This is a genomic window from Pseudoalteromonas sp. HM-SA03 (genome assembly GCF_002289345.1).
GTDB lineage: Bacteria > Pseudomonadota > Gammaproteobacteria > Enterobacterales > Alteromonadaceae > Pseudoalteromonas.
In genome coordinates this window covers 1-12,808 of the sequence record NZ_NSDG01000066.1, presented here as the reverse complement: position 1 = coordinate 12,808, position 12,808 = coordinate 1, and the positions used below count along the sequence as shown (strand labels likewise).

The window sequence follows — 12,808 nt, the reverse complement described above, 5'->3', positions numbered from 1 at the left end:
AATAATAGAGATTGTACAAATACAATGTGGTTGGGAGCTGTTGAAGCATAGATCTTAAGTTACCGTATTTTCCCCGCAGTACCTTTCCCATTGTGAACCAACGAAGGAAGGACATCCATTTATGGCTTTACGCAGAATCTTAGCTGTTGACGACGAACCATTTAATCTAGAAATCATTGAAGAAATTTTAGAAGACTTAGACTTTGAGTTAAAAACCGTTGAAAGCGGTCATGAATGTCTAGCTGTAGTAGAAGACTTTGATCCTCAAGTTATTTTGCTTGATGTAAGCATGCCAAAAATGAGCGGGTATGAGGTATGTAAGGCGATTAAAGCCAACCCAAACACACAGCATATTATCGTTATGTTTGTGTCGGCAAGAGGTTCTGTTGAAGAGCGAATGGAAGGCTACTCGGTTGGTGCTGAAGATTATATTGTTAAGCCGTTTGGCCAAGGTGAGTTAAAGGCTAAGCTCACGCACTTGAACCAAATGCTACTAGAAAAAGATATTCTGGCCCAGCAAATTGAAGATGCAACCACCACAGCGTTTAGTGCCATGGCTAATAGCAGTGAAATGGGGCAAATCGTTACCTACATCGAACAAATAGGTGAGATAGAAACAATTCCACGGCTGGCGGAAGCTTTATGTCAGTGTTTAAAGGGACTGGGGCTTAATTGTAATGTTGAGGTTCGACTTGAGGGACAAAAGCATCACTTTGCGACTACGGGGATTTGCTCACCTATCGTCATTGAATTATTTGAAATCTTACACACCAAAGGACGATTACATGAATTTACTAATCGTATATTGGTTAACTATCCATTTTTGAGCATTTTGATCCTCAATATGCCGGGAGATGACCCAGACAAACACGGTAGATTGCGGGATCATATTTGTTTTATTGCCAGTGTAACGGAGCAACAGTTAATTGCCATTTCCACTAAACGCAAGCTGGTACAGCAACACGAAGATTTGGAAGAAGCGATAAAAATGGTGCAAGGTAAGTTCAACAGCATGGTGTCGCTGCTTGATAAAAACCGTCAAGAAAACGAAAAAGTGTTTCGCTCATTACAAGAGCTATTCGAAGAGCGCATTCCGACAATGGGCTTAGACGAAGATCAGGAAATGTTTATCTATCAAAACGTCGATAAAGCGATTCAAAGCTCAGTCGCACGGGAAGAAAGTGTGCGAGAAGTGAAAACCGCTTTTCATGATATTGAAGAAGACTTAAAACTACTCTCTCGACGTTCAGAATAGCAGCCCTAATTTCCAATACCGCGGTAGGTCGCGCTTTAGCGCGACAATCCTTTAAAACATCTCGTAACAAATCCGCTAAGCGTCTCGTGGCAAGCCCTTTTCTATAATGCGGATCAGCCTTGCTTTTTTGCGTTCATGTTGGTCTGACTTTTGTCTTTGTTGCTCCAACGCCCAGTCGATATGCTCGGTAACAAGGGGAGTCGCGTTTTGACGCTTTTCCTCAAGAGCTATAACGATAGCGTCATCGTATTGCGCATTGCCAAGGCCAACGGCTAAGTTTCGTAGCCAACGTTCATGTCCAATCCGGCGAATGGGGCTACCTTCGGTGTTTTTCAAAAAAGTTGCTTCATCCCAAGCAAATAAGCTCAATAATTGCTGATCTTTAAGTTGAGTTCGCGGCAAAAAGTCGGCTTCTTCCGTTATTTGGCCATAGCGATTCCATGGACAAACTAACTGGCAATCATCACAACCGTATATCCGGTTGCCCATTTTTGCCCTAAATTCCTCTGGAATAGCGCCTTGAAGCTCTATGGTGAGATACGAAATACAACGTCTTGCATCGACGACATAAGGTTCCACTATAGCGCCGGTGGGGCATAAAGTTAGGCAGGCGGTACAACGGCCGCAACCTTCTTCTTGGTTTGGTTTATCAATAGGAAGAGGAATATCAACAAACAGCTCACCCAAGAAAAACCAAGAGCCCGCTTGCTTATTAATCACTAGACTGTTTTTTCCACGCCAGCCAAGCCCAGCTTTTTCTGCAATTTGTCGCTCCAGCACTGGGGCTGAGTCGACAAAAGGGCGAAACCCTAACGCCCCGACTTCTTGCTCAATCTTTTGCCCGAGTTGCTTTAGCTTGTTGCGCATCACTTTATGATAGTCTCGACCTAATGCATAACGGGAGATATAGGCGGTGGTTTTGTTACCGAGCGCTCTGGCAAAGCTGGCATCTGGTGGCAGGTAGTTCATTTTCACCGAAATAATACGCTGAGTGCCAGGAACCAGTTCTGCGGGGCGGGCACGCTTCATTCCATGTGCCGCCATATACGCCATTTCACCATGATAGCCTGCGTCTAACCAGCGTTGAAGTTGCGCTTCATGCTCGCGTAAATCTATGTCGGTTATACCGACTTCTGCAAAGCCAAGTTCTTGGCCCCATTGCTTAATTTGTGCTGCAAGTTCACTATAATTGATATTATCGGTCGTCACGGGAAGAAATAATGGCTAATGAATACACGGACAATTTACCACAATTTGCTTACTCAGCCCAACAAGTGCAGCAATATGAAGCAAAAGCTGCAAAGTTATCAGGCACAGATCTAAGTACCTTAATGCAACGAGCTGGGACTGCTGCATTTCGCTTTATTGAAAACAGCCAGCCTAAATCTAACCATATCTTAATTATCACAGGTAAAGGCAATAACGCGGGAGACGGTTTTGTCGTCGCTCAATTATGTCAGCAGGCCGGATTTTCTGTCACTGTACTCGCGTTATTTGCACCCGAAAGCTTAACGGGCGATGCGCAACAGGCATTTTCTCAATATCAAGGCGCATTGGTTTTTTCGCTGAACGAGGTAGAGTTAAGTCAGTTTTCAGTTGTCGTTGATGGCGTGTTCGGCACAGGTTTTAGAGGTGAACTGCCTGAACATGTTTGTCTTTGTTTTGACAAAATAAATAAACTGCCGGTTACTAGATTGGCACTTGATGTACCGAGCGGCATAAATGCGACAACAGGAAAAGTTGCACCTAGTACGTTTTTAGCTACCGAAACCGTTACCTTTATCGCGTTAAAACAAGGTTTACTTAGCGGCTCGGCAAAGCGTTTTGTGGGGATGTTATTGTTAGCCGACTTGGATGTTGGTGAAGCGTTCAAAACCCTAGTAACGCCAATATCTAATTACTTAAATCATGAAGCGTTAATGGCAGCAAGGCCACAGCGAGCACTAGATAGCTACAAAAATGTACATGGTCATGTGTTACTTATTGGTGGTAATTGTGGCATGGCTGGGGCAATTCGATTGGCGGCAGAAGCCGCTCTGCGTGCAGGGGCTGGTCTTGTATCGGTCGCTACTCATCACGATAATATCGCGAGCGTTTTACAGGGACGCTTTGAGTTAATGGTACACGGTGTTGAGAGTGCGAATGAGTTATCGCCACTGATAAAAAAAGCCAGTGTGATAGTGCTTGGTCCCGGGCTTGGTCAAGACGCTTGGGCCAAAGCACTTTTTAAGTGTGCGATGGCTGCTGAATTGCCGATGGTTGTAGATGCTGATGGACTTAATTGTTTAGCGCATTCACCGGGGCAAAAATCAAACTGGGTGTTAACGCCTCACCTTGGTGAAGCTCGGCGGTTATTGAGTCACTTAGAGACACCGCTAAATGAACATGACCGTTTCGCGGTGGCTAAAAAAATTAGCCATGAATATAGCGCCGTTACGGTACTTAAAGGGCCGGGCAGTTTGATATCTGAAGGTGAGCGGATAAATATTAATCGTTCAGGCTGTGCAGGAATGGCGAGTGCTGGGATGGGCGATGTTTTATCTGGTATCATAGGCGGTTTAATTGCCCAAGGGATGGAAGCATTTGCTGCAACAAACCTAGCCGTGTATATTCATGGTTTAGCTGCCGAGCAGGCCGCCCATGATGGCGAAAAAGGTATGTTGGCCGGGGATTTATTCGAACATATTCGAGGTATTTTAGGGTGACGACAGGTCATATGAAATTCGATTTGGCTGATGAGCCAGCAACAGTTGCCATGGGTAATAAAATTGCCAATGTTATTCGTCAAGGTGCGGTACTATTTTTACACGGTGATTTAGGCGCAGGTAAAACCACGCTCACTCGCGGGATCGTGCAAAGCCTTGGTCATTCAGGTAAGGTAAAAAGTCCAACTTATACCTTAGTTGAACCTTATGAACTGGATGATGTCTCAATATATCATTTTGATTTATATCGATTAGGTTCGCCTGAAGAGCTCGAATACATGGGGATCCGGGATTACTTTGCAAGTAATGCTATCTGTGTTGTTGAGTGGCCTGAAAAAGGCGAAGGCTTTATTCCAAACCCAGATATAGACGTCACAATGCAGTATGCTGGTGATGGCCGTCAAATTACACTTGAGGCCAAGTCTAGCCGCGGCGAGGCACTATTAAAACAATTACAAGATTATGCGTAATCAGCCGACTATTAGTTATATTTTCATTTTTATCTGCATGCTCTTAACGAGCATGCACAGCATTGCCCAAAACGCCATCGAAAGTGTGCGTGTTTGGCCCTCTCCTGAGAGCACTCGTATTGTTTTTGATATGAGTGATAAGCCGGATTACAGCTATTTTGTGCTGAAAAATCCGCTGCGCTTGGTGATCGATCTTGAAAACACCAAGCAACAAAAAGACTTTCCGAGTGTTCCTGACGAACATCGAGTTGTAAACAAGGTGCGCCACAGCAAACCGAAAAACAGCAATTCTGCACGGATTGTTGTGGAGCTAAGTCGCAGCGCTACGCCAAAAATCTTTGCGTTAGCACCAACCGGTCCGTATAAAAACCGCTTAGTCGTTGATTTGTATGGTAAGCAGATGAGCGCTTATGACGATACAAAAACTGCCACACCACGAAAAACACTCGCGCAAGATAGAGATATAGTCATCGCCATCGATGCTGGTCATGGTGGTGAAGATCCCGGTTCTATTGGACCTTCAGGTACTTATGAAAAGCTCGTAACCATCCAAATTGCGAAGCGTTTAGCGCGCTTAGTCGATAGCCAGCCGGGGATGAGCGCAAAGCTTATCCGTACTGGCGATTATTACCTCAAGTTGAATACGAGAACCGCAAGAGCGCGCGAAAGAAAAGCCGATTTCTTTGTGTCTATTCACGCAGATGCCTTCACCAGCCCTCAACCACGTGGTGCGTCGGTCTGGGTGCTATCACTGCGCAGAGCAAATTCTGAAATAGGTAAGTGGCTAGAAGACAAAGAAAAACATTCACAGTTATTAGGCGGTGCAGCTGATTTAATTAAAGATACGGCCAACGAAAAGTATTTGGCCAAAGCGCTACTTGATATGTCGATGGAACACTCGATGAAAACTGGGTTTCAGGTCGCAGAAGAAGTCGTCAAAGAACTGAAAAAAGTGGCAAAAATGCACAAGAGCAGACCGCAAGCCGCAAACTTTGGGGTATTAAAATCACCAGATATACCTTCTATCCTGGTGGAAACTGGCTTTATTTCAAACCCTCAAGAAGAAAAACTATTAATGTCTCCGCATTATCAAGAGCGTTTAGCTCGGGCTATTTTTAGTTCGATAAAAGGCTATTATGAGAAAAATCCACCGGATAATTCGCTCTTTGCGCGTATGCAATCCAACAAGCCGGTGANATAAAGTAAAAAGTGGCGAATCATTGAGTGTGCTGGCTAGCCGTTACGGCATTACGGTCAGTGAATTGAAAAAAGCAAATAACCTGAAAAACAATACCTTGTTTATTGGGCAAGTCTTAACTATTCCAAAAGCGTAAATGATGACGATAGAAATACTTCCAGCTCGGTTGGCCAACCAAATCGCTGCCGGTGAGGTGGTGGAGCGTCCAGCATCCGTCGTGAAAGAGCTGGTGGAAAACAGTATTGATGCTGGTGCGACGCGTATTCAAATAGATATTGAGCGCGGAGGACACAAGCTTATTAGGATCCGTGACAACGGTATCGGCATTGTTAAAGACGAGCTGATGTTGGCGCTGTCTCGCCACGCGACAAGTAAGCTTAAAAGTTTGGATGATCTGGAGTGTATTGCTTCGCTTGGTTTTCGAGGTGAGGCGCTGGCATCCATCAGTTCAGTATCGCGACTGACTCTGAGCTCTAAGCCGCAAGCGCAAGAAACTGCTTGGCAGGCTTTCGCTGAAGGGCGAGATATGGCTGTGCAGGTTCAACCTACCGCGCACCCAGACGGCACCACGATTGAAGTCAAAGATCTGTTTTTCAACACGCCTGCACGCAGGAAGTTTTTACGCACCGAAAAAACCGAGTTTAGCCATATCGATGAGCTGGTTAAGCGCATTGCATTGAGTCGTTTTGATGTTGCCATCACGCTCACACATAACCAAAAGGTGGTTCGCCAATATCGCCCTCGCACTATTGAAAAAGGGGGTGAGCGAGTTGCGCAAGTTGGTGGTAAAGCATTCTTACAGCAAGCAAGCTTTATCGACTCAGGTCATGAGGGACTAAGATTATTCGGTTGGGTGTTACCTGCGGGGGTGAACAACGGCACACAATATACCTATGTAAATGGTCGTATGATGCGAGATAAGCTCATCTTGCATGCTATTCGCCAAGCGTTTGATGAATCAACCGGGCATGAAGAGCTTCCCGGTTTTGTCATATATCTTGAATTAGACCCGAGGCAAGTTGACGTTAATGTCCACCCCGCGAAACACGAAGTTCGCTTTCATCAGGCGCGCTTGGTTCACGACTTTATTGTACAAGCAATAAAGCAGGTCGCGACGGAACAAATTGATCTACCTTGTACAATCGAGACGGAGACTCGAGCACCTGATACCACATCGCCATTATTTACGTCTCAAGAACAGGTAGATGAAACCTATCATCAAAGTTATCGTTCAACCTTACAGCCAGAAACACAAGCGCAGGCCGATTCGGCTCCAAGTGCCTTTGGCGAGCGCTCTGAAGCATCAAGATCAGCCTCAGGTAGCGGTCGAAGTAATTATGGCGGTGCAACAGGTGGTGGCAAAAAGCAGGTGAATGTGAACCAGCTCTATCAAGGGCTATCACATCAACAAATGCAGCATTTCGACCAAATTGAAGAAAGTGCATTACCGTCAACTGAAGTGAGTAGCGTCCCTGTATCTGCCAGTAAATCTAGCTGGATGTTGTTGCCGCAAGGCAAAGTCATGCTTGAGCAAGACAATCAGTTGTTGTTTGGTGATTGTAGGCAGGGGTTGATGCCATATTGGCAAATGCAAATTGAGCAAGATGGCACATTGCAAGGCAAAGCGTTGTTGTTACCCGTGCGCATCAAGCTAGATAAAGCCGCGCTGGAAGCATTGCAGCAGCGTGAAACCTGGCTGGCAATTTTAGGGTTTGCGATAGAAGTTTTTGATGGCCATATTTTAGTTAAAAAATTACCAGTGTCGCTCTACAGCATAGATGTTGGTGAAATTTCTAAGCAGATGATGGAACCAAACTCAGATGCTGAACTCCAAGATTGGTTACAGTGGCTGGAAGCCTCAACACCTAGTAGCTATTTCGATAGCCAGCATTTTGATTTAGTTAAAGAAAGATTACTTTCAAAAGCCTCATGTTTGGCTCGTATTCATAAAAGTGCGGTTACAATAGACGCCCAGAAGTTGGTCAGTTTTTTAAGTTCGCAGTAATTCGTGCCTAAGTAGGTATTAATTACCATGTACTATCAGCTATAATACGAGATTAGTGCAGTTTATTAGTAGGTTAGATGTGAACAAGTTACCTGTCATTACCCTAATGGGGCCGACAGCAGCGGGCAAAACCGCATTGGCCATAGAGTTATGCCAAGCGTTAAATACCGAAATCATCAGTGTAGACTCGGCGTTAGTGTACAAAGGGATGAATATCGGTACGGCAAAGCCGAGCGCACAAGAGCAAGTACAGGCACCACATCACCTAATTGATATTATTGATCCAGCACAAAGCTATTCGGTTGCTGAGTTTCGTGCTGATGCTATTAAATTAATTGATGATTTCCATCAGCGTGGCAAAGTGCCAATTTTAGTGGGTGGCACGATGATGTACTTTAAGGGCTTGATTGAAGGCCTGTCGCCATTACCTGAGGCTGATGCTGAAATCAGAGCTGGATTGGAGCAAGAGGCTGAGCTAAAGGGTTGGCCTGTGCTGCATCAACAGTTAAAAGAGATTGACCCAGAAGCTGCGGCTAAAATCAGCGAAAACGACTCGCAACGTATAAATCGCGCTTTGGAAGTTTATCGCATTAGTGGTAAAACGATGACTCAATTGCAGCAAAGCAAACAGGATGCGTTGCCGTATCAGTTTCATCAATTTGCGATTGCGCCAAGTGACCGAAAAGTCTTACATGAACGTATAGAGAAAAGATTTAAAATAATGTTGGATGAAGGCTTTAAAAATGAAGTTTTGGCCTTATATCAACGTAAAGATTTACACCCTGATTTGCCTTCTATTCGCTGTGTCGGATATCGGCAAATGTGGGAGTATTTAGCTGGCGAGTGCGATTATAACGAAATGGTTTTCAAAGGCGTCGCAGCGACCAGACAACTGGCGAAGCGGCAATTAACTTGGCTGAGGGGGTGGCAAGATGTGACTTGGCTTGACACCGATAGTCAAGAAAACTTGCAACGTGTTCTAACTTCGCTAAGCTAATAGTAGTTGTTAAATCAGCGTGTTCTGATTAAATCAACGACCTGACATAATAACACCTAAAACGAAGGATAAGAAAATGGCAAAAGGCCAATCTTTACAAGACCCATTTTTGAATGTCTTGCGTCGTGAGCGCATTCCTGTCTCAATTTTTTTAGTGAATGGCATTAAATTACAGGGCAAGATCCAGTCATTTGACCAATTTGTGATTTTGCTTGAAAACACAGTAAACCAAATGGTTTACAAACACGCCATCTCCACTGTGGTTCCAGCTCGTGCGGTTAACTTCCAAAATGCAACCGGAAGTGAAGCGGGCGACCAAGGTGAAGAAGGTAATTATTAATTCTTATTAGTAGGAGCTTAATGCTTGTTTGACCGTTATGAAGCCGGCGAACAGGCAGTCTTGGTTCATATAGAATTTCCTCACGAAGGAGATCGCGAAGATCTACGTGAATTGGAAATGCTAGTTTCTTCTGCTGGTGTTAGTAGTGTGGCGGTTGTGCAAGGCAGCCGTCAAGCACCACATGCAAAGTTGTTTGTCGGAACGGGTAAAGCTGAAGAAATTGCCGAGATTGTCAACATCCACAACGCAGATGTCATCATATTTAACCACCAACTCAGTCCCTCACAAGAGCGCAATTTAGAACGCGTTTGTAAGTGCCGAGTGTTAGATAGGACAACGCTGATCTTAGATATTTTCGCGCAAAGAGCCCGTACCCACGAAGGTAAATTGCAGGTTGAGCTTGCTCAGCTAAGGCATATCTCTACGCGCTTAATTCGAGGATGGACGCACTTAGAAAGGCAAAAAGGGGGGATCGGCTTACGTGGTCCTGGTGAAACCCAATTAGAAACCGATAGACGGTTACTAAGAGAGCGAATTAAGAGTATTCGTAAACGATTAGACAAGGTAGCCGTTGTGCGTGAGCAAGGGCGTCGAGCGCGTAGTCGTAACGAGATCCCAACTGTTTCTCTGGTAGGCTATACCAATGCGGGTAAATCGACGCTGTTTAACAAAATTACGGATGCAGATGTATATGCTGCGGATCAATTGTTCGCAACGCTTGATCCTACGCTAAGAAAGATAGAAATCGATGATGTTGGCCCCGTTATCTTAGCAGATACAGTAGGTTTTATTCGTCATTTACCTCATGACTTGGTAGCAGCATTTAAGGCGACTTTAACAGAGACTCGTGAGGCAGATTTACAGCTTCATGTCATTGATGTTGCAGATCCGAGAAGAAAAGAAAATATAGAACAGGTACAATTGGTTCTAGAGGAAATTGAAGCCAATGACATTCCTCAACTTTTAGTCTACAACAAAATTGATCTAATGGACGAAGTTGCGCCTAGAATAGATAGGGACGATGAAGGAAAACCGATCAGAGTGTGGTTAAGTGCCCACTCTGGAGAAGGGATTTCGTTGTTATTCGACGCCGTTAAAGAGTTGTTGGCAAAAACCGTTTTCACAGCTGAGCTTGCCGTACCTCCCGCGCTTGGGCGTTTACGAGGTGCGCTATTTGAGCTCAATGCCGTGGATGAAAAAGGCTACGACGAGCAAGGCAACTGGCTTGTTTCGGTAAGAATGCCAAAAATCGAATGGGAAAAGCTCAATAAGGAATTCGGGCGAAATCTCAATGATTTGGTCGTTGGTAGTTAAAAATCGTCAATTTCGAGCGTATTTTTATATGAGAGTCGCTCGAATTTTGTTAGATTTAACCTAATTCATTTAAATAACAATGGAGTATAGCTATGGCCTGGAACGAACCGGGTAATAATGGCAATGATAACGATCCGTGGAAAAACCGCGGGGGGCGGGATCAAGGCCCACCTGATCTAGATGAAGTATTCCGTAAATTTGGTAATAAATTCGGCGGTATTTTCGGCGGTAAGCCGGGGAAAGGTGGTAATGGCGGATTAGGCGGTGCTGGTTTCGTCTTTATACTTATTATCGCAGCCATCGTATGGGCATTAAGCGGAATCTACACGGTAAAAGAAGCTGAGCGTGGCATCGTTCTACAGTTTGGTAAGTTTGACCGTATTGCTGAGCCAGGTCTGCGTTGGAAAGCCACGTTCATCGAACGTGTTATTCCTGTAGATATTGAAGCAGTGCGTTCATTGTCGGCTTCAGGCTTTATGCTTACGGAAGACGAAAATGTCGTGAGCGTTGAGTTTGAAGTGCAATATCGTGTTGTAGATCCAACGCTTTATCGTTTCAGTGTGACCGATGCTGACCACAGCTTACAACAAGCGCTAGACAGTGCTCTGCGTTACGTTGTAGGCCATTCTCGCATGGACCAAGTGTTAACTACTGGTCGTGAAGTGGTTCGTCAGCGCACTTGGGAAGAGCTAAACAGTATTATCGAACCATACAACCTTGGTTTAATTGTTACTGACGTTAACTTTAAAGATTCTCGTCCGCCAGCAGAAGTAAAAGACGCATTTGATGATGCGATTGCTGCACAAGAAGATGAAGAGCGTTTCATTCGTGAAGCAGAAGCTTATGCAAGGGAAATTGAACCGCGTGCGCGTGGTCAAGTGACTCGTATGACGCAAGAAGCAGAAGCTTATCGCGAGCGTATTATCCTTGAATCTCGAGGTGAAGTAGAGCGTTTTGAGAAGTTACTGCCAGAGTATCAAGCGGCAAAAGAAGTAACGCGTAAACGTTTATATATTGATGCAATGGAGCAGATTTTGGGCCGTAGCTCAAAGGTCTTGGTTGATGTTGAAGGTGGTAATAACATGCTATATCTACCACTTGATAAGATTATGCAATCTCATAACAACGCTTCGTCACCAGTACGTTTACCAAATCAGAGCGATATTGAGCAGCTTCGTAGAACGATTGAAGGTACTCAACAGCAAAATAGTTCTGTCAATTCAGGCGGCGATAGATTTAATCGCGACAGATTTGGTAACGGGAGATAATCAATATGAAGAATTTTAGTCTACTTCTATTAGTCACTGCCGTGATCATGTCGTTTTCTGGTATCTTTGTAGTAAACGAAGGTCAAAGAGCAATTGTACTGCTATTTAGTAAGGTACAAAAAGACGCGAATGGCGATGCGTTGGTGTATGAACCAGGCCTTCATCTGAAAGTGCCTTTCTTTAGCCAAGTACGTAAATTAGACGCACGTATCCAAACCTTAGATGGTCAACCTGATCGTTTCGTAACGAGCGAGAAGAAAGATCTAATCGTGGATTCTTACGTGAAGTGGCGCGTGAATGATTTTAGTGCTTATTACCTACGTGCGCGTGGTGATAAACAATATGCGGAAACGCTACTTAAGCAAAAGGTTAACAACGGTCTAAGAACAAACTTTGGTTCGCGTACTATCAAAGAGATAGTATCGGGTGAACGTAGCGAGCTAATGGAAGAAGCGCTAGTTCAAGCGTCGGAAAGTGCGAGTGAGCTTGGGATTGAAGTGCTGGATGTCCGTGTTAAGCAGATTAACTTGCCTAACGAAGTAAGCAGCTCAATCTACCAACGTATGCGTGCGGAGCGTCAGGCTGTGGCGAAAGAGCACCGTTCAGAAGGTCAAGAGAAGGCGGAGACCATCCGTGCTGACGTTGATCGTCGAGTGACAGTCATGCTTGCAGATGCTGAGCGTAATGCTCGCGCGGTTCGCGGTCAGGGTGATGCAACGGCGGCAAACATTTACGCTAAAGCATATAATAAAGATCCTGAGTTTTTCGGGTTCGTTCGTTCGCTTGAAGCATATAAAAATACCTTTAAAGATAAGAATGACGTTATGGTGTTATCACCGGACAGTAAGTTCTTTGATTATATGAAGGATGCAAAAGCACAATAAGATGATGCTTTTGAGATGATTGTAAAACCCCGCCAGCCAGCGGGGTTTTTTATTGGCGCGATATGGTCACAACGTTAGACGATGAAACCCCACGATTAGCCGCGATCTTTCATGCCGCGAAAAAACACACCGTAGCAGCGACTTTATGTCGCGAAGAAACACATCGTAGCAGCGACTTTATGTCGCGAAGAAACACATCGTAGCAGCGACTTTATGTCGCGAAGAAACACATCGTAGCAGCGGACTTTATGACGCGAAGAAACACATCGTAGCAGCGACTTTATGTCGCGAAGAAACACATCGTAGCAGCGGGCTTTATGACGCGAAACAATACACCGTAGCAGCGACTTTATGTCGCGAAGAAACACATCG

11 protein-coding genes and 1 pseudogene are annotated in these 12,808 nt (G+C 44.8%); 11 read left to right on the top strand and 1 reads right to left on the bottom strand.

The window, feature by feature from the left end:
- Positions 1 to 121 precede the first annotated feature (121 nt).
- Positions 122 to 1,255, top strand: a complete 1,134-nt coding sequence (locus tag CKO50_RS13945; protein ID WP_095728653.1) for a PleD family two-component system response regulator — start codon at positions 122 to 124, stop codon at positions 1,253 to 1,255.
- Positions 1,256 to 1,330: 75 nt separating this feature from the next.
- Here CKO50_RS13945 and queG read toward each other — a convergent pair whose 3' ends face one another.
- Positions 1,331 to 2,464, bottom strand: a complete 1,134-nt coding sequence (queG, locus tag CKO50_RS13940; protein ID WP_095728652.1) for a tRNA epoxyqueuosine(34) reductase QueG — start codon at positions 2,462 to 2,464, stop codon at positions 1,331 to 1,333.
- Positions 2,465 to 2,475: 11 nt separating this feature from the next.
- Here queG and CKO50_RS13935 point away from each other — a divergent pair, with 11 nt between their 5' ends.
- The 10 genes and pseudogenes from CKO50_RS13935 to CKO50_RS24010 all read left to right on the top strand — a co-directional run bounded on the left by CKO50_RS13935 (position 2,476) and on the right by CKO50_RS24010 (position 12,639).
- The gene (locus tag CKO50_RS13935; protein WP_095728651.1) at positions 2,476 to 3,960 is read left to right on the top strand and encodes an NAD(P)H-hydrate dehydratase; all 1,485 of its coding nucleotides are present in this window, start codon (positions 2,476 to 2,478) and stop codon (positions 3,958 to 3,960) included.
- A gap of 11 nt (positions 3,961 to 3,971) precedes the next feature.
- Positions 3,972 to 4,430 (top strand): tRNA (adenosine(37)-N6)-threonylcarbamoyltransferase complex ATPase subunit type 1 TsaE, encoded by a 459-nt coding sequence (gene tsaE / locus CKO50_RS13930; protein WP_209319077.1) that lies wholly within the window; start codon positions 3,972 to 3,974, stop codon positions 4,428 to 4,430.
- Positions 4,423 to 5,764, top strand: a pseudogene (locus CKO50_RS13925) (N-acetylmuramoyl-L-alanine amidase). The gene tsaE and the pseudogene CKO50_RS13925 overlap by 8 nt, the downstream one beginning before the upstream one ends.
- Before the next feature lie 3 nt (positions 5,765 to 5,767).
- Entirely contained in the window at positions 5,768 to 7,633 is a 1,866-nt protein-coding gene (mutL, locus tag CKO50_RS13920; RefSeq protein ID WP_255229830.1) for a DNA mismatch repair endonuclease MutL, read from the top strand.
- Positions 7,634 to 7,739: 106 nt separating this feature from the next.
- The gene (gene miaA, locus CKO50_RS13915; RefSeq protein ID WP_217989654.1) at positions 7,740 to 8,630 is read left to right on the top strand and encodes a tRNA (adenosine(37)-N6)-dimethylallyltransferase MiaA; all 891 of its coding nucleotides are present in this window, start codon (positions 7,740 to 7,742) and stop codon (positions 8,628 to 8,630) included.
- 76 nt (positions 8,631 to 8,706) lie between these two features.
- Complete coding sequence (hfq, locus tag CKO50_RS13910; RefSeq protein ID WP_010377383.1) at positions 8,707 to 8,970, top strand: RNA chaperone Hfq; 264 nt, start codon at positions 8,707 to 8,709, stop codon at positions 8,968 to 8,970.
- A 24-nt stretch (positions 8,971 to 8,994) separates the two neighbouring features.
- Positions 8,995 to 10,284 (top strand): ribosome rescue GTPase HflX, encoded by a 1,290-nt coding sequence (gene hflX, locus CKO50_RS13905; protein ID WP_010605651.1) that lies wholly within the window; start codon positions 8,995 to 8,997, stop codon positions 10,282 to 10,284.
- Between the two features lie 92 nt (positions 10,285 to 10,376).
- Complete coding sequence (hflK, locus tag CKO50_RS13900; RefSeq protein WP_017217033.1) at positions 10,377 to 11,552, top strand: FtsH protease activity modulator HflK; 1,176 nt, start codon at positions 10,377 to 10,379, stop codon at positions 11,550 to 11,552.
- 5 nt (positions 11,553 to 11,557) lie between these two features.
- Positions 11,558 to 12,436, top strand: coding sequence for a protease modulator HflC (gene hflC / locus CKO50_RS13895; RefSeq protein WP_039494419.1), 879 nt, complete (start codon positions 11,558 to 11,560; stop codon positions 12,434 to 12,436).
- Between the two features lie 62 nt (positions 12,437 to 12,498).
- A complete protein-coding gene (locus CKO50_RS24010; protein ID WP_176474668.1) occupies positions 12,499 to 12,639 on the top strand; it encodes a hypothetical protein in 141 nt (46 codons plus the stop codon).
- The last annotated feature ends 169 nt before the right edge of the window (positions 12,640 to 12,808 follow it).